Source organism: Shewanella sp. 6_MG-2023 (genome assembly GCF_030547195.1).
GTDB lineage: Bacteria > Pseudomonadota > Gammaproteobacteria > Enterobacterales > Shewanellaceae > Shewanella.
In genome coordinates this window covers 50,230-76,824 of record NZ_JAUOQU010000007.1, presented here as the reverse complement: position 1 = coordinate 76,824, position 26,595 = coordinate 50,230, and the positions used below count along the sequence as shown (strand labels likewise).

General features: G+C 42.8%; 26 protein-coding genes. 1 reads left to right on the top strand and 25 read right to left on the bottom strand.

Translation table 11 applies throughout. The features are described from left to right. Positions 1–29 precede the first annotated feature (29 nt). From fliG to Q4533_RS06010, 25 genes are all read right to left on the bottom strand, one after another. Positions 30–1,073, bottom strand: a complete 1,044-nt coding sequence (gene fliG, locus Q4533_RS06130) for a flagellar motor switch protein FliG (RefSeq protein ID WP_303502365.1) — start codon at positions 1,071–1,073, stop codon at positions 30–32. Then, positions 1,063–2,757: a flagellar basal-body MS-ring/collar protein FliF gene (gene fliF, locus Q4533_RS06125; RefSeq protein ID WP_102439487.1), complete on the bottom strand. Its 1,695-nt coding sequence runs from the start codon at positions 2,755–2,757 to the stop codon at positions 1,063–1,065. The genes fliG and fliF overlap by 11 nt, the downstream gene beginning before the upstream one ends. Before the next feature lie 54 nt (positions 2,758–2,811). Next, positions 2,812–3,153, bottom strand: a complete 342-nt coding sequence (gene fliE, locus Q4533_RS06120; RefSeq protein WP_102439486.1) for a flagellar hook-basal body complex protein FliE — start codon at positions 3,151–3,153, stop codon at positions 2,812–2,814. A 228-nt stretch (positions 3,154–3,381) separates the two neighbouring features. After that, a complete protein-coding gene (locus Q4533_RS06115) occupies positions 3,382–4,725 on the bottom strand; it encodes a sigma-54 dependent transcriptional regulator (protein ID WP_102439485.1) in 1,344 nt (447 codons plus the stop codon). After that, positions 4,718–5,893, bottom strand: coding sequence for a PAS domain-containing sensor histidine kinase (locus tag Q4533_RS06110; protein WP_102439484.1), 1,176 nt, complete (start codon positions 5,891–5,893; stop codon positions 4,718–4,720). Before Q4533_RS06110 ends, Q4533_RS06115 begins: the two co-directional genes overlap by 8 nt. 152 nt (positions 5,894–6,045) lie before the next feature. After that, positions 6,046–7,476, bottom strand: coding sequence for a sigma-54 dependent transcriptional regulator (locus tag Q4533_RS06105; RefSeq protein WP_102439483.1), 1,431 nt, complete (start codon positions 7,474–7,476; stop codon positions 6,046–6,048). A 402-nt stretch (positions 7,477–7,878) separates the two neighbouring features. Then, entirely contained in the window at positions 7,879–8,283 is a 405-nt protein-coding gene (fliS, locus tag Q4533_RS06100) for a flagellar export chaperone FliS (protein ID WP_303502361.1), read from the bottom strand. Between the two features lie 12 nt (positions 8,284–8,295). After that, positions 8,296–8,625 carry a hypothetical protein gene (locus Q4533_RS06095; RefSeq protein WP_303459743.1) on the bottom strand — a complete coding sequence of 110 codons (330 nt, stop codon included), beginning with the start codon at positions 8,623–8,625 and terminating at the stop codon, positions 8,296–8,298. 31 nt (positions 8,626–8,656) lie between these two features. Beyond that, complete coding sequence (fliD, locus tag Q4533_RS06090) at positions 8,657–10,024, bottom strand: flagellar filament capping protein FliD (RefSeq protein ID WP_303502359.1); 1,368 nt, start codon at positions 10,022–10,024, stop codon at positions 8,657–8,659. A gap of 35 nt (positions 10,025–10,059) precedes the next feature. After that, on the bottom strand, positions 10,060–10,449 hold the full coding sequence (locus tag Q4533_RS06085; RefSeq protein WP_303502355.1) for a flagellar protein FlaG: 390 nt from the start codon (positions 10,447–10,449) through the stop codon (positions 10,060–10,062). Positions 10,450–10,550: 101 nt separating this feature from the next. Next, complete coding sequence (locus Q4533_RS06080; RefSeq protein ID WP_303502352.1) at positions 10,551–11,369, bottom strand: flagellin; 819 nt, start codon at positions 11,367–11,369, stop codon at positions 10,551–10,553. A 267-nt stretch (positions 11,370–11,636) separates the two neighbouring features. Further along, positions 11,637–12,458, bottom strand: coding sequence for a flagellin (locus Q4533_RS06075; RefSeq protein WP_303502350.1), 822 nt, complete (start codon positions 12,456–12,458; stop codon positions 11,637–11,639). A 101-nt stretch (positions 12,459–12,559) separates the two neighbouring features. After that, positions 12,560–13,762 (bottom strand): flagellar hook-associated protein FlgL, encoded by a 1,203-nt coding sequence (gene flgL / locus Q4533_RS06070; RefSeq protein WP_303459756.1) that lies wholly within the window; start codon positions 13,760–13,762, stop codon positions 12,560–12,562. Between the two features lie 11 nt (positions 13,763–13,773). Further along, complete coding sequence (gene flgK / locus Q4533_RS06065) at positions 13,774–15,696, bottom strand: flagellar hook-associated protein FlgK (protein ID WP_102530950.1); 1,923 nt, start codon at positions 15,694–15,696, stop codon at positions 13,774–13,776. After that, positions 15,696–16,832 carry a flagellar assembly peptidoglycan hydrolase FlgJ gene (gene flgJ / locus Q4533_RS06060; RefSeq protein WP_303502346.1) on the bottom strand — a complete coding sequence of 379 codons (1,137 nt, stop codon included), beginning with the start codon at positions 16,830–16,832 and terminating at the stop codon, positions 15,696–15,698. The genes flgK and flgJ overlap by 1 nt, the downstream gene beginning before the upstream one ends. Positions 16,833–16,849: 17 nt before the next feature. Then, positions 16,850–17,947 (bottom strand): flagellar basal body P-ring protein FlgI, encoded by a 1,098-nt coding sequence (locus Q4533_RS06055; protein WP_102439329.1) that lies wholly within the window; start codon positions 17,945–17,947, stop codon positions 16,850–16,852. Between the two features lie 10 nt (positions 17,948–17,957). Beyond that, positions 17,958–18,632: a flagellar basal body L-ring protein FlgH gene (gene flgH, locus Q4533_RS06050; RefSeq protein WP_102439334.1), complete on the bottom strand. Its 675-nt coding sequence runs from the start codon at positions 18,630–18,632 to the stop codon at positions 17,958–17,960. Between the two features lie 24 nt (positions 18,633–18,656). Then, positions 18,657–19,445 (bottom strand): flagellar basal-body rod protein FlgG, encoded by a 789-nt coding sequence (gene flgG, locus Q4533_RS06045; RefSeq protein WP_102439330.1) that lies wholly within the window; start codon positions 19,443–19,445, stop codon positions 18,657–18,659. 11 nt (positions 19,446–19,456) lie between these two features. Then, positions 19,457–20,200, bottom strand: a complete 744-nt coding sequence (gene flgF, locus Q4533_RS06040) for a flagellar basal-body rod protein FlgF (RefSeq protein ID WP_076540191.1) — start codon at positions 20,198–20,200, stop codon at positions 19,457–19,459. A gap of 237 nt (positions 20,201–20,437) precedes the next feature. Beyond that, positions 20,438–21,802, bottom strand: coding sequence for a flagellar hook protein FlgE (gene flgE / locus Q4533_RS06035; protein WP_102439331.1), 1,365 nt, complete (start codon positions 21,800–21,802; stop codon positions 20,438–20,440). Positions 21,803–21,877: 75 nt separating this feature from the next. Continuing rightward, complete coding sequence (gene flgD / locus Q4533_RS06030) at positions 21,878–22,675, bottom strand: flagellar hook assembly protein FlgD (RefSeq protein ID WP_102439332.1); 798 nt, start codon at positions 22,673–22,675, stop codon at positions 21,878–21,880. 24 nt (positions 22,676–22,699) lie between these two features. Further along, positions 22,700–23,116 carry a flagellar basal body rod protein FlgC gene (gene flgC / locus Q4533_RS06025; protein ID WP_102439333.1) on the bottom strand — a complete coding sequence of 139 codons (417 nt, stop codon included), beginning with the start codon at positions 23,114–23,116 and terminating at the stop codon, positions 22,700–22,702. Positions 23,117–23,118: 2 nt separating this feature from the next. Further along, positions 23,119–23,517, bottom strand: a complete 399-nt coding sequence (gene flgB / locus Q4533_RS06020; RefSeq protein WP_076540181.1) for a flagellar basal body rod protein FlgB — start codon at positions 23,515–23,517, stop codon at positions 23,119–23,121. A 143-nt stretch (positions 23,518–23,660) separates the two neighbouring features. Next, positions 23,661–24,500 (bottom strand): protein-glutamate O-methyltransferase CheR, encoded by an 840-nt coding sequence (locus tag Q4533_RS06015; protein ID WP_303502343.1) that lies wholly within the window; start codon positions 24,498–24,500, stop codon positions 23,661–23,663. A 141-nt stretch (positions 24,501–24,641) separates the two neighbouring features. Then, a complete protein-coding gene (locus Q4533_RS06010) occupies positions 24,642–25,562 on the bottom strand; it encodes a chemotaxis protein CheV (RefSeq protein ID WP_102440676.1) in 921 nt (306 codons plus the stop codon). Positions 25,563–25,881: 319 nt separating this feature from the next. On the opposite strand from Q4533_RS06010, the gene flgA reads away from it, so the two are divergent. After that, positions 25,882–26,589 carry a flagellar basal body P-ring formation chaperone FlgA gene (gene flgA / locus Q4533_RS06005; protein ID WP_102440677.1) on the top strand — a complete coding sequence of 236 codons (708 nt, stop codon included), beginning with the start codon at positions 25,882–25,884 and terminating at the stop codon, positions 26,587–26,589. Positions 26,590–26,595: the final 6 nt, after the last annotated feature.

Genomic DNA, 26,595 nt, shown 5'->3' with positions numbered 1-26,595 from the left:
ACCTCGTTATAAAATCGGCTTAAATCGGACTATAGGAACTCATCACCACCGCCGCCACCGAGCATAATTTCGCCGCTGTCACTTAATCGACGCGCAATCGCAAGGATCTCTTTTTGAGCCATTTCCACTTCACTGATCCTTATCGGCCCCATGGCTTCAAGATCATCACGTAATAGCTCACCTGCTCGCTTAGACATATTACCAATAATTTTGTCAGATAACTGATCATCAGCACCTTTTAATGCTTTCATTAGCACATCTTGTTGAACTTCACGCAGCAAAGCTTGAATACCGCGATCATCTACATCAATTAAGTTTTCAAACACAAACATCAGATCTTGAATTTGCTGCGCCATTTCTTCATCAGATTCACGCATGGTTTCCATGATCTGGCCTTCAACACCCGTATCAAGGAAGTTCATGATATTGGCCGCCGCTTTCAAGCCGCCCATTTTCGCAGCTTGTGCGCCGCCTTGTCCGGCAAATTGTTTTTCCATGATGTCGTTTAATTCTTGCAAAGCTGCTGGTTGAACTTCTTCTAAGTTAGCAATGCGCATCATTAAATCTAAACGGGTATTTTCAGGGAACTGACTGAAGATTTCAGCCGCTTGATCAGGTTCTAAATAAGATAAAACAATAGTTTGGATTTGTGGATGCTCGTTTTGAATAATGGTCGCCACTTGGCGTGCATCCATCCACTTAAGCGAATCTAAGCCTTTAGCGCCACTGCCCATAATAATTTGTTCAATCAAATTACCGGCTTTGTCTTCACCTAGGGCCGCAGTTAATGCTTTGCGGACAAACTCTTCACTGTTAAAGCCAATGGAAGAAAACTTCTGAATCTCTTCCAAAAACAGCTTATGCACCCCAATGACTTTCTCTTGACCAAAGTCTTGCATGGCGGCCATGGCCATACCGACTTTTTGCACTTGTTTTGGCTCTAAGTGCTTTAAGATTGAGGCGGCATCTGCTTCACTTAAGCTCAGTAACAAAATAGCAGTTTTATCAATGCCACTCAGCTCTTCAAGACTAGGCTGTTCGCCTACGGGTGCTGCCAGGGTATTATTTGCCATCTTCTTGTAACCAACTCTTAATTACTTGGGTAGAAAGTTCAGGTTCATTAGCCACTAATGCCCTAATCGACTTAATCATATCATCATCTTTATGCAGGTTTGGTATTTGAATCGAGCCATCATCGGCATAGCTATAATCTGCTTGTTGGCTATTGAGCATACCCAAGGTATCGGCGGCATACTGATCTTCAATCTCAGCCAATTCATGACCTAAGCGCGGCTCTTCGGGCATCTCGACTTCGTCGTTATTAAACAAACGATTTAACATAGGGCGAATCACAAACAAAATCAGCACTAAGACTAAAAACGCCCCTAACACCAATCTCACCGCGCGCCAAAACCAAGGCTGCTCCCACATTTCAGCGGCGGGCAGCTCTTCAATAAGCTGGTTCATAAACGGTACTGTGACCACTTCTAAGCTATCACCACGTTGACTGGTAAAGCCCATCGCCCCTTCAAGTAAGCGACGAATATTGGTTAGCTCTTGTTCGGTGCGCGGAATGCGGGTCACTATGCCACTTTCATCAGCTGGTCCCGGTTTATAATCAATGGCCACCGACACACTGACTCTGCGCACCACACCCACTTGCTGGCGGGTATGGCTGATGGTGGTATCAAGTTCAAAATTACGGGTTGCTTCTCGATGGCTATTGCCATTAACCGCTGTAGTTTGCTCTGCGCCTGCTTCTTGTGGAATATCTGAATCCATAGGAGGCTGATTGGTTAATGCCCCTGGAATGCCACCCATTGATTGACCGCTTGAATTACGCTCTATGGTCATTTCACTGCGTACAGCGGGTAAATCAGGCGAAAATCGTTTCGCGGTTTGCTCAATCGCGGTGAAGTCCATGTTGACATCCACTTGAGAAGTGAAGTTTTCAGGGCCTAGAATAGGCATTAATATCGAATCGATTTTGTTACGATATTCTGCTTCTTGATGTTGCACTAATTCAAGCTCGCGGCGGGCTCTTGAGGAGGCGCCATCTTGGCTACCTGAATTTAGCAGGCGGCCATTTGAATCGGTCACTGTCACCCGGCTTGGCTCTAAGCCTTGTACTGCTGAGGCGACAATATCAACGATAGAGTCAATTTCTTCTTGGCCAAGGCTACCACGACGAACGCTCACAACTACGGTAGCGCTAGGTTTAGATTTATTACGGGCAAACACATTTTCTTTGGGAATAGCTAATATCACTTTGGCGCGGCTAATACTTTTTAGCTCTTCTATCACTCTGGCTAAATTAACTTCTTGGCTTTGTTTTAGGCGGGCTTGCTCCATGCGCTGACTAACACCAAAACCGCTGTCTTGGCTTAAATAATCGGTTGGTTGACTACTGGCTTCAACGCCTGCACGGCCCAGCAGCAGTTTGACATTTTGATATTTGTTTTCAGGAATACTGACTACATCGCCGGAGATTTTATAGGCAATTTTATTCTTATCTAAAACGTCCAATACTTGGATCATTTCAGCAGTTTCCATTTGCCCTAACGGCCTATATTCAGGCTCTTGCGCCCAAATAATCATAAATACTGCCAGCACAAGACATACAGCTAAAGCCAATATCATAGTGATTTGACGCATAAAGTCAGCACTACCAAACGAGCTTTTCAAGCCAGGTTTATTTTCCTGCTGAATCCCTGTGCTATCGACTTTATCTGAATCTAATACTAGATCTGTGCTCACAATATTTACCTACTTCAATACCAGAATATCAACAACAATACTATTAACAAAAGCCTAAACAGGCATACTCATAATTTCTTTATACGCTTCTACAAGTTTGTTTCTCACTTGCACCGTTGCTTCAAATGCAACCCCGGCTTTTTCACGGGCAATCACGGTATCAGATAAGGTCACAGTGCTATCGCCCATCTCTAATCGGGTGGCTAAATTAGCTGAGTTTGATTGTAAATCAGCCACGCCACCAACCGCTTGAGATAACAATTGGCCAAAGTCAGCACCAGAAGTATTACCGACTTTTTGAATCATATCCGCTTGAATAGGTAAGCCAAGATTAGGCGAAATCTCACCCTTTAAGGATTGCATTTCTTGTAAAAAAGGATTTGAACTAATCTGCATTGTAAACTCCATTCGTCGGATATTTGACGACTTAAAAACAGTTACAATAGAATTAGCAAGTAGGATGCCAACAATAGCTTAAATACACTTAAGCCCATGAAAAGAGCTTAAAAACAACTTGAAAGGGTGAAAAATACACAAAATAGAACCGCTTTAGTATCATCAAAGCGGTTAAGCTAATATTTTAGAATTTAGAGTTAAGTATAAAGATGAACTAAACGTCGATATTTAAGCAGGGACTTGAATACCCAAGTCACGCATTTTAGCCATTTTATAGCGCAATGTTCTGGCGCTAATTCCCAGCTTCTCAGCTACGTCTTTACGGCTACCATTACATAGATTTAAGGTTTCCAAAATAATCACATGCTCTTGAGCCTGCAGTTCGCCCCCAAGCCCATCCGTTTCAGCAGCGGCCACGGGTTGCTCATTGGGGCTCAAAGTAACATCTTCAGCTTCAAGAATAATATCCGCGCCAGTTATCTCCTCGCCATTATTCAGTATCAAGGTGCGCTGAATAACATTATCCAGCTCACGGACATTACCTGGCCAGCGATAAGCCAATAAACGACGACAAGCTATCTCATCTAACTCTGGCACTGGTGAGACATTAAATGCCTTAGCATGCTTAACCAGCAAGTGCCTTGCTAAGGGTAAAATATCAGCCGGTCGTTGGTTTAATGCCGGCCAGGTTAGTGGAAATACATTAATGCGGTAATATAAATCTTCTCGAAATGCGCCCGATGTTGCCATGGACTTTAAATCACGGTTTGAAGTGGCAAGTACCCTCACATCAAGGGCTATGGTTTTACGGCCACCTAAACGCTCAACTTCACGCTCTTGCAGTACTCGCAACAATTTGGCTTGCAGCCCTAGCTCCATCTCAGAAATTTCATCAAGCAATATGGTGCCGCCTTGAGCCTGTTCAAATTTTCCAGGGCATGCCTGATAAGCGCCTGTAAAAGCGCCTTTTTCATAGCCAAATAAGGTGGCTTCAAGCATATTTTCAGGTATTGCTGCGCAATTAATGGCGATAAAAGGTTTTTCTGCTCGAGGGCTGTTTTGATGAATATAACGTGCTAGCACTTCTTTGCCCGATCCACTTGGCCCCATGATCATCACTGAGGCATCAGAGCTTGCCACCCGCTGGGCAATATTCAGTAGCGCCAAGCTTTTGTCATCGGCGACCACAGGTTGACCTAAATTTTGTTTAAGGGGTAAGTAGCGAGATACCTGATTTAACAACACTTCAGGCGCAAAAGGTTTAGCCAGATAATCCGCCGCACCAAGTTTTATGGCGCTAACCGCACTGTCAATGGTGGCAAAAGCGGTCATTAATAAAATGGGGACTTTACTATGGTTTTGCTGTAAATAGTTTAATAGCCCTAGCCCGCCAATACCTTCCATTTGCACATCACTGATAACCATATCAAACGTCGTGGTTTTCATGGCAATAATGGCCTCTTCTGCAGAGCCCACATCAACGCAGTCATATTGGGCTAACATCAAGGTATCAAGTAAGGCTTCACGCAGCGCGGCATCATCTTCAACTAACAGTAACTTGGCTTCACTCATGGGATCCCTCCACTATTTTTTTGGCTTGTTCCGTGTCTTTAGCCATAGGAAATGATAGTCGAATTAAGCTGCCTTTGTGGGGCTGCGATGTCACCTGTAATCTGCCGCCATGATTTCTCACCACGGTTTGCACTACCGCTAAGCCTAGGCCTGTCCCTTGGCTTTTAGTGGTAAAAAAAGGCTCCAATACTTGTTGCTGCATCTCTTTTGATAAACCCTTACCGTTATCAATCACATCGATATTAATGCCGTGTTCATCTTCGCCAGTCACAATCTGAATTTCTGTGGCATTGGCCTCTAGGCTGTTCATCACCAGATTGTTAATCGCCGAGCTTAAGGCATTCGTGTTAGCCATAATGTGTTTATCGGTTTGATCAATAAAGTGTAATTTACACTGTTTGTTTTCAACAATGGGCTCACAATTTGCCAGCACAGGCTCAATAATATCTGCAGTAGATGTCGACTCTGCGGCGCCATCTTGTTTGTTTCTTGCCATCAGTAGCATGTCATTAACTTGACGCTCTAGCTCATTAAGCCTATCGACTAACTTGCCTTGAAAACGCTTTTTAGCCGTATCATTTAATTTAGGGCTAGCAAGGTTTGATGCATATAACATCGCGGCCGATAACGGCGTTCTGACCTGATGCGCCAAGGTTGCCACCATTTTGCCCAGTGCTGATAAGCGCTGTAAATGAGAGAGGTTTTTCTGTAATAAGCGGGTTTCAGTTAAGTCAGTTAACACAATTAACTGCCCAGGCTCTGGCGACAGCGGAGTAATCGCCAGCTTTACTCGGCGGCCATCTTTTAGTGACACTTCATAACCGTCATCATCTTGGGGTGAAAAAGCGCGGTTAATAATGTCAAACCACTTGGCCCCTTGCAGCGGCCGGCCTAATAAGTCAGTTGCGACTGGGTTGGCCAAGGTCACAATACCGTCACCATTGATAATCACTACACCTGAAGGCATAGCTTGAAGAATATGCGCCATTTGATTAGACATATTAGCTGCCTTTTGCGGACGTGATGTTTCAGCTTGCAGATCGAGGTTCACTGATTGACGCAGTGTAATTGGCGCTGCTGGCGCCTCGCTGACAATTGCTGCAGGCTCGGCTAGTTTGTAGCTATCACAATACTGCGGCTGTTCTACTAGTGATTGCGCTGAATACATGGTCACTCCGTCAAAATAATAACTTTTCACAAGCTAATGCATGAGGTATGCCAGTTTCAGAACATTTATATTTCTGAAAACAAAAAAGCATGCCATAAGGCATGCTTTCTTTTCTTTTTCAATTAATTAAAGAACTTATACTCGTGAGTAATTTAATCCTTACCCATGCCATACTTACGCATTTTTTCAACCAAGGTGGTTCGGCGTATGCCTAACATTTCAGCGGCTCTGGCAACCACGTTATCTTGTTGCTCTAACGCTTGGCGGATCATGTCAATTTCAAGCTCTGCCAATAAATCCTTAAGGTTTACCCCTTCAGGCGGTAATTCACTTGGAAAGCGGGTATCAGGTAGCTCTATGGGTTCCTCATCACTGAAGATAGATGCTAATGCATCACGCTCTTGCTGCTCTTCACTGACTTCAACACAATATTCTGGCACATCGATATAACGATATTTTCTTGGTAAGTCATTCACATCAACCAAGCCACCAGGGAATAAAATCGTTAAACGCTCGACTAAATTCGACAGTTCGCGGACATTACCAGACCAATTATGGGCCTTTAATGATTCGATTGCGCGCTGGGTAAAGCGGATTTTACCGCGGCCTTCGTTAAAAACACGGCTCACAAGCTCTTGCAATAATAATGGCACATCATCACTGCGCTCACTTAATGAAGGCATTTCTATTGGAAACACATTCAAACGATAATATAAATCTTCTCGAAATTCATTTTCGCTGATCATGGTTTCTAAGTCACGGTGAGTGGCCGCAACAATGCGTACATCGGTATTGATGGTTTTAGAACCACCGACACGTTCGAATACTTTTTCTTGCAATACCCGCAGTAACTTTACTTGCATTTGCAGTGGCATGTCGCCGATTTCATCAAGAAACAGCGTGCCATTTTCAGCTAATTCAAAGCGGCCTTTACGGGTTGAAATCGCCCCAGTAAATGAGCCCTTTTCATGGCCAAATAGTTCACTTTCCAATAACTCAGGCGGAATAGCACCACAGTTGACCGGGATAAATGGTCCATCGCGGCGATCAGACATGTAATGAATATTACGGGCTACCACTTCTTTACCGGTGCCAGACTGACCCAGTACCAGCACGGTTGCGTCAGAGCTGGCCACTTGGCTAATAAGGTGTCTGACATTGGCAATACCTTCACTGCGGCCCACTAAACTTCTGAATAGTTTAGTTTGGTTAGCGCTGGTGGGTGTTTGCGGCTGTTTAGCTTGGCCATAGACTTGACAAAAATGCAGTAATTCGGTCAATTGCGGGTAGCTTATTGGCTCAGCAATGGTGCCTAATACGTTGCCACCATTAAGGTTACTTTCACCTGATAATAGCACTGGCTGCCAAGGCATTGATGACTTCACGCTTTTAATAAACTCAGCCGTGACTGATTGGGTATCAAGCACTAACGCCCGATAACGACAGTCTGCGGTTAATGAGGCAAGATCGTCTTTAGTAATTAGATGATACTTTTCATCTAAAAAATCAAAAATACAACAAAGACGAGAGACACGCTCAGAAGGGTCAGCAACAATTAATATTCGTTGTTCTATTTGCATCATTAAGAAGGCCAAAGCTCGAGTTATTATTATTTCACAGCCATTATCACGCTATACGAGATAAAACGGAAGTGCGACTTGATTGTGATTATTATATGCAATATGGATAAATATTTGGTGACAAACTTACCACAAATACATTAATACAACATCCTACCTATACGCTTTGGTTACACATAGTGTAAACACGGACATCTGCGCAATATAGTTTAAACGTTTTTATAAAATGAATATTGTATTATCAGCCAGTGAGAATCAAGTGACAAACCACAAAATTACAGCATCTCATTGATTTAATAAATTAACAGATGATTTAGTAAACAGATGCAAACAAACTGTTACTAAGTTAGCCATCATGAAACAAACAAAAGGCGCTAAAAGCGCCTGTTTTTTTTACGTCACAGCTTAACTGGCTTCTGAAGTCATATGATGCATGTCCTGTGGAATAGCATCCCAACCTTCTTTAATGGTTCTGAGGATTGAAGTAACATCGTCAATAGCTGCTACATCATTATTCAAATTAGCTTCAGTTATTCGGCGAAGCATAAAATCATACAGTTCAGCTAAATTGCTTGCTACAGAATCTGTATCATCCATATTTAAGCTGCCATTTAAACCATTAATGATCCCAATAGCTTTATTGATGAACACGCCTTTACTTGCAATATCATTATTTTCAATAGCATAGCGACTTTGAGCCAAACGCAGTAATGCGCCGTCAAACATCATTTGTATAATTCTGTGCGGAGAAGCAACTGCTATCTCACTATCTAAAGAGACTTTACGATAAGACTGTATTGATCCTCTCATAGGAACCACCTTTTACTTATTTGCATCAACGGATTGATATAGATTTATCTGGCGCTTATTTTTCTTTTTGAGATTAAGTAAAGATTGAATATGCGTAAGTATCTTATAAGCTCTTGCTTGAAATGCCTGAGTTATTAGTAATTGCGCATTCAAAATAGCTCTTGCAGATTCAACCTCTCCAGCTGCAATGTCTTTAGCTTTAATCTCATCAAGTAAAATTTGACGCCTCTGTACCAATTCTTGCAATTTTAGTACCAGCTCGTCTGATTGCACATCTTCAGAAGGTAAGCTTTCCAGTTGAATGAGTGTTTCATCAACTAAGTGATTAATATTTGTAAGCAATGTAACTCCTAGCTAAGCCAATTATAAAACTCTATGATTGTGGCACAACGCCTGGTAATGAACCTAAGCTATTTATTAAACCAGAGCTTTGCTGATTTAAATTAGCCACAACTAAATCCATTGCATTAAATTGTTTAAATAGCCTAGCTTCTAACAAATCCATTTTTAAGCTAAAAGCATCTCTTTGATCATCAAGACGGTTTTTTTCGCTGGTTAAACTGTTATTTCGGGTGTCAATTAATCCGCCGGTTTTAACATAGCCTTCGACCATGGTATCTAATCGATTGGCAAGCCCAATGTCAGGGCTAGCAAACAGACCTTCAATTAAACCCATATCATCATTGATGGCTTTATCCAGTTTGTCGTCATTAATAGATAACTTCCCATAGCGGTCGGTTTCAATGCCTATGTCATATAAAGCAACGGTTGTCCCACCAACATCCACCCGATTACTGATAGCACTGCGCATTTGAGATTCAATAGAGCGGATCATTGAGTCACCTTGCAGTGCAGCGGCTTCTTCATTCTCTACATCATACTTAGAAAGGTCACTAACAGAGTCAATTAAACTGTTATAAGCATCGACAAACCCTTGAATATTCTCTTTAACTGATTCATCATCTTGCTCAATTCTGAGCGTCGAGGTTTTACTCATATCAGCTTCAGTCAATGATAAAGTCACTCCCACTATGGCATCTTTAACTTCATTAGATTGTGATGTGACCTTTTGCCCATCAATGTAGACTATTGAATTTTTTGCATCACTTAATGTGGTCAAATTGCCAGAGCCAAACATGTCATTTAAACCGGAACCTGCTGTATCATTTGCAATAACAGAAACTTCATTATCAGTTCCAGTTTCATCAGAACTAAATACCAACCGACTACCTGCATCACTTTTAATGATGGTGGCTGTAATACCTGAGTTGTCATCAGCACTATTAATTTTATTAGCGATATCTTCAAGGCTATCGGTATCTTCAATATCAACTGAAAATGCTTCGCCATTTACCGATAAATCGAGGCTACCTTCACCAATGGCAGACGTTGCATCAGCAACATTCGTTCCGGCAATTTTATGTGAGGAAGCTAATTGCTCCACTTGAATTTGATAGTTGCCAGTTTGCGCCGTTTTATCGGCTGAAGCGCCAAAGTAAATGCTGTCACCCGTTGAAACCTTCCTGATATTCAAAGAGTCTGGATCGGTCAATTTCTCGAGAGCATCTTGGAACGTGGCTAACTTACTTTTTAAAGTACCAATACCTGAAACTTTTGATTCAATGGTTTGTTCCGTTTTATCAAATAAGGCTTCTTTAGGAAGCTTTTCAGCATCAACCAATACCCCAACAATAGTGTTAATATCTAATCCAGATCCGATACCGGTTGCTGTTAATGCCATGATGTACTCCTAAAATGCTACTAGCTAATATTGACTTACGCCTCAGCTTTAAGCAAAAAACCTGCCACTTCCGCTAGTTTTTGCGATAATTCTAATGCTTCTTCATTGGGAATTTGCCGAATAATATCGCCAGAATCAAGATCCAGCACATTGACGATTTGCTTACCCGACTCATCATCAATTTTAAAGGCTAAGCCTTTACGCATTAGCGATACCATGCTGTTGAGTTCATCAACGAGCTCAGCAACCTCAACACCTTTAGGTTTTTCTTTTGCTACTTCTTCGGTTAGCGATTCAGCTTTAGTTAATTCAGACACTTTAAGCTTGTCTTCATTATTTTTGATATTGTTTTCGGCTAATCGCTGAGTTCCTATATAGTCAGATACAACTTGTTGAGGACCATTAAGATTTAATTCCATAGTCATATTATACCCCCAGAAAAAACAATTTGATTAAAAAAAGGGAGATTCTAGTAGAATCTCCCTTCTTTAAATCGTTTTTAATCGAACTTTAGCTTAGTTTTCGATTAAAGAAGAGATAATGCTATTTGAGGCAGTTGGTTCGCTTGCGCCAACATAGAAGAACCTGTTTGCTGTAGAACTTGGTTCTTAGTCATTGCAGCCGTTTCTTTCGCGAAATCAACATCAACAATACGACTCTTAGCATCGGCAACGTTCGCCTGAGTATTTGCACTGTTAGCAATGTTGTGCGCTAAGCGGTTTTGTTTTGCACCTAAGTCTGCGCGCTGGCTATCAATGGTTGCGATTGCTGCATCAATTTTCACTAGTGCCGACGAACGCGAAGCCGCTGTAGAATTACTTAGGCCAGAAACTGATAGAGAAGTTGCATTAGATGTTTGGACACTAATGGTAATTTTCTCGTTAGACTGATGGCCTACTTGGAAAGATTTACCAGTGCCGAAACTGCCATCTAATAACTTAGTCTCACCAAAAGCGGTATTTGTACCAATTTCAGTAATTTCAGTCGCTAATTCGGTCATTTCTGCTTTAATTGCTGTTAAATCAGCGGTACTGTTGGCACCGTTTTCTGATTGTACCGTTAGGTCACGCATACGCTGAAGCATGTTTGTTTGCTCTTGCATTGCACCTTCAGAAATTTGTGCGATTGAAATGGCATCGTTAGCATTACGCATACCAACTTCCAGACCACGAACTTGTGAGTCCAAACGGTTTGAAATTGCTAAACCAGCAGCATCATCTTTTGCACTATTAATACGTAAACCTGAAGACAAACGCTCCATTGAGGTAGCAAGACCATTAGTTGACGAGTTAAGGTTCTTTTGTGCTTTCATTGACGTTACGTTTGTATTTACAGTAATAGCCATAATTTGATTCCTCTTTATACCTGGCTTTAAAACATTGCCTGTCTAGTGTCGCCAGGCGGGTCTATTGGGTTACAAATACTGTAACGGCAGTATGTTTTTATTCTTTAGGTTTTTTTTTACACAAATATAATATTTTATTTAGAGCAGCTTCAAATCTATTACTAGATGTCTGGTACGGTTTGTCATAAAGCCTAAACAACAAAACCGCAATAAATTTATCAATTGCGGTTTTTTATTGCATAATTTGACATTATTATTGGATGAGGATTAACCCAATAAAGATAGCGCGACCTGAGGAAGCTGGTTCGCTTGCGCAAGCATTGAACTGCCAGTTTGTTGTAATACTTGGTTCTTGGTCATTGCAGCTGTTTCTTTAGCAAAATCAACATCAACAATGCGGCTCTTAGCGTCAGCAACGTTTGCCTGAGTATTCGCACTGTTAGCAATGTTGTGTGCTAAACGGTTTTGTTTTGCACCTAAGTCTGCGCGCTGGCTATCAATGGTTGCGATTGCTGCATCAATTTTCTCTAGTGCCGTCGAACGAAAAGCCGCTGTAGAATTACTTAGGCTAGAAACTGATAGAGAAGTTGCATTAGATGTTTGGACACTAATGGTAATTTTCTCGTTAGACTGATGGCCTACTTGGAAAGATTTACCAGTGCCGAAACTGCCATCTAATAACTTAGTCTCACCAAAAGCGGTATTTTTACCAATTTCACTAATTTCAGATGCTAATTCGTCCATTTCAGCTTTAATTGCTTTGAGATCTTGAGTACTGTTTGCACCGTTTTCGGATTGAATGGTCAAATCACGCATACGTTGTAGCATGTTAGTTTGCTCTTGCATCGCACCTTCAGAAATCTGCGCGATAGAAATGGCATCATTGGCATTTCGCATACCCACATCCAGACCACGAACTTGTGAGTCCAAACGGTTTGAAATAGCTAAACCAGCCGCATCATCTTTAGCACTGTTAATGCGAAGACCTGATGATAAACGCTCCATCGAGGTAGCAAGCCCTTGCGTTGAAGCACTTAAGTTCTTTTGCGCTTTCATTGATGTTACGTTGGTATTTACTGTAATAGCCATAGATAAATCCTCATTCTTAGTTTTGTTGCCAAGACTTTGGAGCTTGGCTAAATTTACAATTTAACGTTAGGTTTGTTATGTAATTAATCTGAAAACTCTTACTAGATATAATCAAATAAAGACATAGTGCCGACTTTGCTAAAAACACTGGATACTGCATTAAGTGCAAGCTGCTGTTTTTCAAACTCTATAATAGCCTCGGCATAATCCAAGTCTTCAAGCATAGACAGCGCACTATCATTAACAATTTTCTCTTCAGCATGATTCGTCGAGATACTCTCAAGCCCTTTTAAACTATTACCAGCAATACTTCTTGCCGTACTGACTTGATTTTGACCACTATCAATATTATTCAATAGCTGTGCCAACTTTGATTTTCCTTGGGGAGAATTGGCGCCGTCAGGGCTTTCTAGCAGGGCGATAGCGCTATTGAGCTCATCTAAAATGCTCACTGTTGATTGAGGCGCCATGGTAAAACTGTCGCCAGCCGCTGGGGTTCCTGATATTTCAACTTCTATACCATTAAATTTAACAGGAACACTTGGATCAAAATTGGCCACTGTCTTGACTATATTCCCGTTAGCATCTTCAATTTCCAGATCAACATTTGAACCATTAGCTACAAAATTAAAGCTATAGGTATCTTCTACATAGGTTGACTGATCAACAATTTTGGCACTATCAACTACAAAATCGCCTTGCTGAGATGACAGATAATTGACGCCATAATCGCCCAAAGGATTGGGTGCATTCATAAAGATGCTATCACCTGGAACATTGGCACCAATAGTTACCCCTGATGCCACCACACTTTGCCTTACACCTGAGTCGCCGCTATAAACAATGTCGCCATTGTTATCAAAAGCAAACGGTACTGAGCTGGTTTTATTGCCTGAAAATAAATAATTTCCTGATTCATCTTTAGAATTGGCGATGGAAAGTAACTCTTCAAGGCTGACTTTCATTTCATCGGCAATCATTTGCCGCTCGCTTTGCGATAAACTGCCGTTGGCACCTTTTTGTAATTGTTGTCGCATGCTATCGATAAGCGTTTCAGTGCTACCTATTTTAGATTCTGTAACACCTAATCGATTTTTAGCGTAGTCAATATTTTTGACATATTGATCAACCAAGTTATTTTGCTGGTTTAACTTATCGATACCAATGGCGGCCACGGGGTCATCACCGGCGGTATTAATTTTTTTTCCTGTGGCTAATTGCAGGAGGGTTTTGCTGGTTTCAGATTGGCCTTTGGCTATGCTGTAGCTGTTTTGCTGAAACATTTGCGCCGTTGAAATTCGCATAATTAATTCTCCTAGCGAACTGAGCTAAGTAATGAGTCAAACATCTGCTGGGCAGTTGTCATGATGCGAGCTGAAGCTTGATACGATTGCTGAAAGCGCATTAAATTGGCCGCTTCTTCATCTAAATTTACCCCAGACTCACTTTGCACTCGGTTATAGGCTTGCTGATACATGGCATCATTTGAGGCCAAGCTCACCGCTGCAGCTTGCGTTTTGCTGCCGATATCCAGTTTGGTGCCTTCAAACACCCCGGTTAAGGTGGTTGAGCCATTATTCATAATGTTGGCATCGGCCAATTGCGCCATAGCAACCGCATTACTGTTGTCGCCTTCGGCAAAGGACAAATCAAAGCTATAGCTGTCAGTGACACCTGCTGAAGATGAGTCGTTAATTTCAAAACTAAAACCAAAGCCGGTGTCAATTTGCGGCGGGGTAAAGGATTTTTCAGCGCCGACTATGGCGCCGTTGGCATCCAGTACTTGAAAAGTATTTTTAGCGGTATCAATTTTAACGGTAAGCTCACTACCCGTTTCAGGGAAGCTGGCATGAGTTCGGTCAATGTCTGTGAGCTTTACACTGGTGTTACCTGAGTTGCCTGAGTCAGCTGAGATATTAGGCCCAGCTGCAGCTATGCCTCTTGGATCTGTCATTGCCACATTGAGCCCTGCTGCAGCGCCCGCATTAGGTCTAATTTCAAAACGGTCGCCATCAGCAAAACTGCCAGCATCAATTTCAATACTAAAACCATTGCCGCCTTCAAGCTGATTGCCATTAAGGGTTAGTGGCTCAACTTTGCCTGTTTGGGTGTCTTTAAGCTCATAGGTGTTTGGCGCAGTGAAAGATAATTCGTATGCGCTGCCGGTTAATTGGCCTACATCGTCAATATTAACTTTCAGATTGGCGTCACCAGTGTTGGTACTGTAGGCACCGACTCGACCTGCGGCCATGCTGGGGTCGTTAATATCAGTAAAAATATTGCTGCCAATATTGCCGTCTAGGTCAAAACCATTTTGCTGCATTTGGTTAAAGGCATCTGCCACGCCTAAGGCCAGTTGCCCTAGCTCTTGAGAGGCTGGAATTAAGGTTTGATCACGAAAGTTAAATAACTCGCCTAATTGGCCACCTAATTTAGAGCCGTCAATCACTAACGTGCTATTACCGGTTGATGTGGTTAGCCTTGGCTCATTCGAAAAGGGATCGCCCGTAGTGGTGCCTACTTGCATCGCCACTTCACCGGACACTAGCATCACTGAGCCGCCGAGCATGACGCTTTTAGCGCCATTATCTAGCGGGATAACATTAACTTCAGAATATTCGCTTAGCTCTAAAATCAGCGCATCTTGTCGGTCTAATAATTGGCTGTCAGCCCCTGGCGACTTCATGATCTCGAGGTTGATGTTGGCAAGCTCAGTACTGATCTCATTAATGCGATCAGCAACCGCGCCGATTTGCGCATTGGTTTGCTTCATTTGCGAGTCAAGGTGGCTTTGCATTTGATTAAGGCTGTTAGCCACTTGCCCGGCAGAGCTAAGCATGTTGTTACGCATACCGAGATCTGTCGGTAAATCGCCAACATTATTAATGCTGGTAAAAAAGTCATTTAAACTGGCTGGTACCATGGCGCCAATTTGCGAGAACAGCTGATCCATTTCGTTCATTTTGCTGTAACGGGTTTCAGCACCACTCATGGAGGTTTGGCCAATGCGCAGCTCTCTTGCGGCATATTCGTTATAAACCCTTTTCACATCAGATACGTAAGTACCTGTACCATAAAAGCTACTACCGATTTGTTGGGACCCTAATGACGATTGCTCTGCAACTTGGCGGTGATAGCCCACGGTATTGGCATTGGCAATGTTATTACTGGTGACGCCCATTTGCGATTGGGCTGCCATAACACCTGAACGGGCAATGTTTAATAAATCGATAGCCATTAGTTAGTCTCTTTTGGTAATACGGACTTAAGTCCATTGGTTACTGACTCCATGACTTTCAACACTTTATTGGCGTATTGAGGATCAGTTGCGTAACCTGCTTGTTGTAGGGCATGAATAAATTTGGCGGGCTGTGCTGCCACTTTTTTGGCTTCTTGGTAGCGCTCGCCATTGGAGATGAATGACACAAAGTCATTAAAGCTTTGTTCAACGTTGTCGTACATTCTGAAGTCTGCTTGTTGTTTTACTGCCACCCCTTGCTCAAACTCTAAGGTGCTGACTGAGGTTTTATCGCCGTCCCAGCGTCTGTCGGCTTTGATATTAAACAAGTTGTTGCTGGCTGTGCCGTCATCACGACGGATCATTTTTTGACCCCAGCCAGTTTCTAATGCCGATTGCGCCAGTAATACTTCAGGGGTGGTGCCAAGCTGTTTCGCGGCCTTTTCAGCATGGGGATAAAGCACTGAGACAAAATGTTGCGGGCTGTCAAACTGATTCGGCGTTGGTGCCATCGATTGCGGCAAGCTATTGCCACTAGTGGCAACACGATCACCAGCCAAAACTTGATCTAATTCTTGGCTATCAATTATCGGCTTAGCCATTGCAGCGTTCGCAGTTGAGATATTAACAGTTGAGTGATCAGACATTGAGTGATTAGGCATTGTGTGGTTAAACATTGACTGAGCAGCCTCTGAGCGCTCAGGGGCAGAATTTGCACTCACCACTGTGCTAAGAAAATCTACCGGCTTATTCGTAGAGTTAACTAATGACGGTGTACTGTTAGCGTCAATATTACCGCGCAGCACTGAGGCTGGGGTAAAACCGCTTTCTTGGGGAGAAAGTTGCTGCACCATCATGTCTGCGATGCCCAACATACCTTTGTTTGATAAATCCACCGACATTTGTTGATCGCGCATGTTTTCAAAAAATTCGGTGGTTTCACTGTTCATCGGGCTGTCTGATTTAAAGACTGCGTTAGCTTCACGCATACTTTTCATCAGCATTTGAATAAATATCCCTTCAAACTGTTTGGCGACTTCTTGTAATGCCGCCTTCTCGTCTTTCTGGGCCTTGGAACGTAATGAATCTAGTCCCCCTAGATCCAGATAGTTCGATGAATTTGACAGCTTTTCCATAGTCATACCGACAATTTTTAGATGATGATAAGCTCTCCATGCAAAGCGCCTGCCATCTTTAACGCTTCTAATATTGCCAGTACATCTGAAGGGGCAGCGCCCACCAAATTTACCGCTCTGACTAGCTCATCGAGCGAGGTGCCAGGGTCAAATAAAAACATTCGGCTATCGTCTTGGGCAACATCTATGGTGCTATCGGTTGTAACAACCGTTTGACCATCCGAAAACGGATTAGGTTGTGATACTTGGGTCGCTTCAGCAATGGTGACGGTTAAGCCACCATGGGTCACAGCTGCTGGCATTAAGCGTACATTTTGCCCCACCACTATGGTGCCCGTACGCGAATTGACTATCACTTTGGCTGACTCATCGGCCATATCAACTTGAATGTTTTCAAGGGTCGATAAAAATGACACTCTTTGGGATGCATCACGAGGCGCACTCACTTGCACCGAGGTAGCATCAAGCGCCCTTGCCATACCGGGGCCAAGCAAATCATTAATGGCTTGTTCCATGTTTTTGGCGGTTGAAAAATCTGCACGGCGCAAGTTAAAGGTGAGGTGATCGCCACTGGCAAAAGGTGACATCACGCTGCGCTCCACAATAGCGCCGCTAGGAATACGCCCAACGGTAGGAGTATTTTGTATCACCCGTGAACCGTCTTGACCTTCTGCGCTAAAGCCACTGACCACCAAGGTGCCTTGGGCAATGGCGTAAACATTACCATCAACCCCTTTTAAGAAGGTTTGCAGCAAGGTGCCGCCACGTAAGCTTTTTGCTTCACCAATACTTGATACCGTGATGTCAAGATTTTGACCGGGCTTAATAAAGGCAGGCATTTCTGCATGCACGGCTACCACAGCGGCATTTTTGGTTTTAGGGTTAACATTATCGGCTAAATTAATGCCGAAGTTTTTTAGCATGGTTCTAAAGGTTTGTTCGGTATAACGGGTTTTTTCACCTGTGCCGGGTAACCCCACCACTAAGCCATAACCAATTAATTGGTTACTTCGTACCCCTTGGACATTGGCAATATCTTTAATGCGCTGGGCTTGAATTGGCTGTGACAGCAACACCATGCTGAGCAATAATAAAATGAGGGATTTGATTTTCATGGTTAACTCCTTAGAAAGGCCACCATTGGCCCATAAAGAAGGAGCTTAACCAACCCACTTTTTGGACATCGGCAAAAGTGCCGGTACCGCTATATTGAATCCGAGCATTGGCAACACGGGTGGATTCAACGGTATTATCAGGAGTGATATCTTGACTACGTACCATGCCAGTAACGCGAATAAACTCATCACCATTATTAATTGAAATCCACTTTTCGCCGCGAATAACTAAATTGCCATTGTTAAGCACTTGCATGACATTGGCTGAGATGCTGCCGTCTAAACTGTTTGACTGATCGGCATCTGACTCACGCTTGGTATTCATGTCATCTGAATAACGAAAATCTAGCGGAATTCCTTTAATCGACAGATTGCTGCCACCGGCATAAACCGGATCGACGCTTAAATCAGAGCCTCTTTTAATTTCGTTATTGGCACTTTTCTTCGCTTGGGTCGACTCATTAAGCAATACGGTAATAATGTCACCCACTTTGTGGGCACGAATATCCGAGTACAAACTGGATGATTGATGATCCATGTAAATTGAACCCGTTGACACCATTTGGGTTGGCGGCGCTTCTGGGTAAACAGGCGCATAAAATGGATCATCGGCTATGGGTTTTTGCTGAGTTGAGCTGCAACCCAGCATCACAAATGCTGATGCTAAGACTAAAACCTTATTCATCATCCCCTCTCTTATCATCAAAGCTTATAAGTTCTGTGTTACGTAAGACATCATCTGATCAACAGCTGATATCACTTTCGAGTTCATTTCGTAATTACGTTGACTTTGGATCAAGTTAACCAGTTCTTCAGTCACGTTAACATTTGACGTTTCAAGCGCCCCTTGACGAATAGCCCCTAAACCATCCAATGAAGCCGTGCCCTGAATCGGCGTGCCACTGGCACCGGTTTCGGTGTAAAGGTTTTGCCCTAGTGGGTCTAACCCTGATGGATTAATAAAGTCGCTCATGGCTAACTGACCAATGACGGTATTTTCTGTAGCACCTGAAAGTTTCACTGAAACTTCACCTTCAGATGACACTGTGATTGAAGTGGCATCATCAGGAATGGTGATGGCAGGCTGGATGACATAACCCGAACCTGGGGTCACAATTTGGCCATTTTCATCTAGGCTAAATTGGCCGTTACGGGTATAAGCTGCGGTGCCATCTGGCATTTCAACTTCAAAAAAGCCTGGACCTTCAATCATTAGATCTAAGGCATTGTCTGTGGTTAACATATTGCCTTGGGTAAACATCTTTTGCGTGGCAACCACTTTGGTACCCGCACCGAGGTTTAAGCCATTAGGTAGTTTGGTGTTATCAGCACTGACGCCGCCCGCTTGGTTAACGGTTTGATAAAGCAAATCTTCAAACACTGCGCGGCTTTTTTTATAGCCAATGGTACTGGCGTTGGCCACGTTGTTAGAAATAACCGAAATGTCGGTTTGTTGGGCATCTAGGCCGGTTTTACTGATCCATAAAGCAGGATGCATAATAATTACTCCTAACTAATTCTCATTAAAGCTGACGAGGCGCGATCAAGATCTTCGGCGTTTTTCATCATCTTCACTTGCATTTCGTATTGGCGCTGAATATCAATTAGCGCCACCATTTCAGATACCGCATTGACATTACTGCCTTCAACTGCGCCACTTTCAACTTGAACATTGGGATCATTAGGGATGTTTTGCCCTGTGGTTAAACGAAACAAGCCATCCTCACCGCGCATCATGTCGGCGTTGTTGGGGTTAACCAATTTAATCCGCGCAACTTCTTCGACTATGTCGGCTGTGGCGCCTTGGGGTCTAACCGAGATAATACCGTCAGGGGAGATTTGCACTTTTTCAACCGGCAGTGGCAGCACAATTGGCCCAGCCTCCCCCATAATCGGATTGCCACGCGCATTAGTGAGTAAGCCGGTAGTGTCAAAATTTAGACTGCCTGAACGGGTATAGGCTTCACCGCCATCAGCAGCTTGCACAGCTATCCAGCCTTTATCTTTAACGGCAATATCTAAATCACGACCTGTGGTTTTAAGTGGGCCTGAGTCAAAGTTATGCCCGGGGCTTTCTGTCATTGCAAAAACACGAGTCGGTAAACCTTCGCCAAAAGCTTGCATAGAGCGTGCTTGAACCAAATCAGCTCTAAAGCCGTCAGTATTCACATTAGCTAAATTGTTGGCTCGCACCGCCAAAGCATTCATATTCTGCTTAGCGCCGCTCATGGCAACATAAAGTAATTTGTCCATTTACCGCTCCGTCAAACTTTCTTCATAACAAAAGATATACACAGAACTAGCAATCAACGTGCCAAAAAATTAAGGGTTTGAGTTTTAGATGAAATTTGCAGTTATAAACAGCGGGGAAATTTACAAGATAAGCAATATTGGGCAGGTTAATGGCTGTAGTAACGAGGTGAAGAATGAGGTGAACAATAAGGCAAAGAGTTGCCATGGCGGCAACTCTTTACTAAAGCGCGAGATTAATTAGCGGATCTGCAATACCGTTTGGTTAAGGGTATTGTTCACTTCAAGGGTACGTGAGTTGGCTTGGAAGTTACGTTGAGCTGAAATCAAATCCACCAGCTCGGTGGTTAAATCAACATTTGATTGCTCAAGTGCTGACGAGCGAATACTACCAAAAGTGCCGCTATTGGCCTCACCTGCTAGTGCTGGGCCTGAGTCTAAGCTGGCTTTCCAAGAGGTATTACCTACTTGAGTTAAGCCTTGCTCATTAGAAAAGCGTACTAATGCTACCCGAGCTAATGGCACGGTTGAACCGTTACTGTAACTGGCTGTTACTAAACCGTCATCGCCGACACCGACATTGGTTAAGCGCCCGACTGTGGTGCCATCTTGGGTTAACTCTGTCACTTCAAACGGTGAGGCGTATTGAGTAGGATTATTAAAATCGATGTTCACCTTTTGCGAGCCGTCAGCGCCGGTGCCGATAACACCTGCGCCATTACTACCTAGTTCAACCGTAGACACTACCGCAGGATCAGATCCTGTATAAGTTCCGGCATCATTAAATGTAAGTACTGAGCCTTTCCAGCCGGATGCGTTTTCAGCGGTACCAGTTGAATCAGCAATACCATCACCAGTAGTATCTGTTGGGAATGAACCACCCGTTGGCGCATCAATATCCACTTGCTTGCCATCAACAGCATAAAAGGCAACCCAGTTATTCTCACCAGTATGGGAACCACCTTCTGGTTTAACAAAATAAGTGGTCAAGATATGAGCCTCACCAAGTGAATCATAGATAGTTACTGAGGTTGAGTTATTGTAAGTATCTGCGTCATCTGGATCAAAGTTTGCTGGATCAAGTTCTTCATCACCAACATTGAGGTTCATTTGAAAACCAACGTTACCGGTTTTCACTGGGCTACCTGCAGTATCGGGGATTTTAATCGGTTGGGTGGTGGTTAAACTCACTGAAGTCGAATTACCATCAGCATCCACAGGGAAACCCTGTAAATAGTTACCGGCTGAATCTGTCATAAAACTTTCTGAGTTTACTTTAAATGCACCTGCACGGGTGAATGCATGATCTTGGCTGCCCGCTTCAGATGAAGTAACAAAGAAACCACCGCCACTAATAGCCATATCTAAGGAGTTGTTGGTAAACAGTAAGCTACCTTGCTGAAACTGTTGCGCTACGTGAGTTGTGGTTGCGCCGCCGCCCACTGCGGTATTACCATTTGAAAAAATTGAATTAGCATAAACATCGGCAAATTCAGCGCGAGACTCTTTAAAACCAATGGTATTGACGTTGGCAATGTTATTAGCCGTGGTGTTGAGATCTTTTTGAGCAGCTGCGATACCACTCAATGCAATATTAAACGACATAAATCACCTCTTAGCGCTTTAAATTAGGTTCTGTGTGGCTGCCAGATTTCTGGCAGCTTATTATTGTTTGTGTTATTAACTTTCTGCCACTGCCAGTACATCAGACAATTGAATACCACCTAGGCCTCTGAGGTTAAGGATCGGACCGCTGGCGACACTGCCTAAAGACACACTAGTGACATGGGCATAAGTTGAAACCGCTAAATCTTCGGCGTTGCCATCAACTTTACCGTTAGCTTTAATGGCATACATGCCTTCTTCTACGGGTTCGCCATCTTTATCAAGGCCATCCCAGCTGACATCAATGTTGCCGCCTGCAGAGCCATCAACCTCAAAGGTTTTAATCACTTGGCCTGACTCGTCTTCAATGGTGACGGTAATGGTATCGATTGGCTGTGGCGTACTAATGACACCGTTAATGACTGGGTTTTCTTCTGAGACATGGCCAATATCTGATGGAATGAGCACCTTTTGCCCCACTAAGCCCGAGGCTTGTAATGCCTGACTTGAGCTCATCACACTGTTCAAATTCAAAATTTCAGCATTTAAGTTGGCAATACCATCAACGGTCGCGAAGGACGCCATTTGTGCGATCATCTGATCGTTTTCAACAGGTTTAAACGGGTCCTGCATTGACAGCTGTTGACTCAAAAGCGCAAAGAAATCCGATTGGGTTAGCTCTTGGCTTTTAGCTTCACCAGTTTCGGTGGTGCTAGCTGATTGCGCAGCAGTTAGGCTATCTAAAAAGCTACTGTCTGATACCTGTGTAGTTTGTGAGTTTGTCGCCACTGAATTAGTGGAGACGGTGGAAGCCGTGGTAGACGTCTGCAACTGCGGTAATGACTGACTACTGTAAGGATTAACGAGGCTCATTGTTTACCTCCAACTAAATTCATATTACTTACCCATACGAAGCGTTTGCTGCAACATTGATTTGGCGGCATCAGCCACTTGAACATTCATTTGATATGACCGAGAAGCAGAAATCATATCGGCCATTTCTTCCATCACATTGACATTGGGTTTATAAATAAACCCATCGTTATCAGCCATTGGATGATTAGGTGAGAATTCTTTTAATAACGGTTTATCGCTTTCTACAACGCCTTTAACACTGACACTATGAGAACTATTTTGCTGATGACTGGCTTTGGCCATTTCAGCCTCAAAAATAGGATGACGAGCTCTATAGGTCTCACCGACACTGCTTGATACTGTGTTGGCATTAGCAATATTACTGGCGGTGGTATTTAAGCGCACCGATTGCGCAGACATACCCGAGCCTGACACATTAAAAATATTAAAAAGACTCATAATTAATCACCTCTAATGGCTTTACGCATGCCAGAAAACTTACTTTCAAGAAAGCCCAGTGACATTTGATATTCCAAAGAGTTTTGCATAAATGCAGATTGCTCTTCTTGCATATCCACCGTATTACCGTCACCTGTGTCTGGCTGATTTGGCACCCGAAACTGCACATGCTCTTGGCTTAACGCTTTAAGGTCAAAGTGCTTGTCAGTTGTTTGACTCATTTGCAGCCCTTGCTGATGAGAGCGGGCGCTATTCATGGCAGAGGCAAAGTCTACATCACGGGCTTTGTAACCCGGGGTATTGGCATTGGCGATATTACTAGATAGCACTTCAGCCCTTTGAGCACGTATGCCCAACGAGTATTGATGTACCCCTAAACCATTTTCAAAATTAATCGCCATAAAATTGCCTCCATCAGCTAACTGTCACTAACAAAGCAAACCTTATGCCAAAATATTGCGGTTTTAAGATGAGAAAGGATAAAAATGAAAAATGCCGACGTAAGTCGGCATTTTATTAACTAAAAACATATTAATTCATAAACTTACAATATATTTTTCTTTTGATAGTAAATCCCTGGGTTACAACGCACCATCGTAAATTCATCAGATAAACCTGAGATAGATTCTGACGCCCCTAAAAATAAAATCCCATTGGGATTAAGGGCGGCAGCAAATTGCCGCAAAATTTTAGCTTTTGCCTCTGGAGAAAAATAAATCAACACATTACGACAAAAGATAATATCGAACTTACCCAATAAGCTATAACTTTCAAGCAGGTTATGACTTCTAAAATTCACTAACCGCTGAACATTATCTTTCACTTTCATATGACCTGACGGCATTGGCTCAAAAAATTGTCGCTTTCGCTCATCTGATAGCCCACGGGCTAAGGCTAAGCTGTCATATTCGGCCTTTTTACAACGCGCTAGCATTGAAGGTGATAAATCGGTGGCTTGGATCGTCGCGCTACCAGGCAATGCCCCCGGCTTACGCTGCTGATACTCTAAAATAGTCATTGCCAATGAATAGGGCTCCTGCCCTGACGAGCAAGCGGCTGACCATATTTTTAACGGCCGACCTAAGCGGCTATATTCAGGTAATAAAGCATCATGAAGTAATTCAAACGGGTATTTGTCTCTAAACCACAGAGTTTCATTTGTGGTCATCGCGTCAATCACTTCCGCCCGTAAATGCCGCTCCATTGGCTTCATTGAGCGCTTAACCACTTCCGATAATGAGGGCAAATCATGCTTGCCCATTAAAGGCGCTAAGCGACTTTTTACTAAATATTGCTTGTTGTCACCTAATACAATGCCACTGTGTTGCTCTAAAAAAAGCTTAAACTGATTATATTCTGCTTCAGCAAGTGATTTGTTCGGCACTTTTACATCCTATTTTAAAGAGGCGCTTTACATTGTTTGCAATCTAAAGCCGCCGCTTTGTTTGGTTACCGAGCACTTGGTAACAAACGTGAAATCTACAACCTATGGTGAATCATCAGCCCTAGGTTGTAGATTGAATTATTATAAAATGAGATGTTTGTTGACCGCTGACGCTAACTCATCGGGATTAAACTTAGCGATAAAGTCGTTTGCGCCGACCTTTTCAACCATGGCCTGATTAAACACGCCACTTAATGAAGTATGCAGCACCACTTTAATATCTTTAAGTTTTGGATCGTCGCGAATTTCCGCCGTTAAGGTATAGCCATCCATTTCTGGCATTTCAATGTCTGAAATAATCAGTGGAATTTCATCGGCAACATTATCCATCTCAGTGGCAATCGCTTTTAATTTCTCTAAGGCATCTTTACCATCAATAGCAGTGTCAATTTGCAGGTTCAATGACGATAATGAACGGATAATTTGCTTACGAGCAACTGCAGAGTCATCAATCACCATAATATGGTAATGCTGCTCTTTATCAATGGTAATAGCATCACTGGCAGCTTGGCTTAATTCCGTTTTTACTGGTGATATTTCATCAAGAATTTTTTCAACATCTAAAATCTCAACCAATTCACCTTCGATTTCGGTTACTGCAGTTAAATAAGAGTTGCGCCCAGCCCCTTGTGGCGGTGGCATAATTGATTCCCAATTCATATTAATAATGCGCTCTACTGAGCTAACCAAAAAGCCCTGAATACTGCGGTTATACTCAGCAATAATGATGAAGCAATTTTCAGTCGATGCCAACGGACGGCCACCAGTTGCCGCACTTAAATCAATCACTGAAATAGTCGAGCCCCGAATGTGAGCAATGCCTTTAATCATTGGGCTTAAACGGGGTAACTTTGTCAGTGGCGGACACTGTAATACTTCTTTTACTTTAAAAACGTTGATACCGAAACGTTGGCGACCATTAAGTTTAAAAAGCAGTAACTCCAGTCTATTTTGGCCTACCAGTTGGGTACGTTTATTAACTGAATCAAGAATGCTCGACATAACCCTGCCTTGTTTTATGAATGCTTTCCCTAGTGGGATTTATTATTAGAGTTCACTGTTAATCAGTGTTTTAAAGCGACAGTAAAACCATTTTCGCAAATTGTAACACAGTAATTTATGCCAATTTGCTGGTTTAGCGCTTAAATTTAGCTATAGGCATAGTTTTTGCTTGATTGTGGTCACATCGCATTTAAGCGACGATTTCAATGAAAAAAGTCAAACTTCTGACAAAGATAACATTGAGAATGTTTAGCCTTATCATTGCTAATTAAAATTGAAGTTTAGAGGTAACCTGGCCAATCAAGCTAGTTAGAATATTATGAAGAAAAACATTCTACTATTGATCATTATTTTTTTATCTTTACCGGTTAACGCCAGTGAAGATGCCACCATAACTTACTCTCTATCGACCATTACTGAATTAGCTAAAGAGGTAGTAGCAAAAAAAATTGCTAAAAAGCCCAATGCGGTGATCAACATTAGCCCGCAAAATCTTGATGGCCGATTAACACCGCCAAGATGTTTGCCACCCATTAGTGTTGAAATGGCCAGTGACCGCGAAATTAGCCGCACCAACACAGTCAAAATTAGCTGTATCAGCCCTGACTATGACTACCCATGGCAAATGTTTATCTCGGTTAAAGTTGAGGTTATGTATCCAGTGGTGACAGCATTGGGAATTATTGAAAAAGGTGAGTTAATCACAGCAGATAATGTGGCAATTAACTATGTTGACCAACACAGTATCCGCGGGCAGTTTTTTTCTGAGATCTCACAATTACTCGGTACCCGCTCAAAAAGGCGTGTGTCAGCTAAAGCGCCTTTGCTAAACAATAATTTATGCTTTGTTTGCAAAGGAGATTCGGTATCTATTTATGCTAAAACAAACGCATTTGAAATAAAAACTGCCGGAGAAGCACTAAGAGATGGTAATATTGGCGATGCTATTAGAGTCAGAAATAGCAATTCTAACAGGCGATTAGATGTCATTGTCACAGGCGTTGGCGAAGTTGAAGTTAGAATGTAAAATATT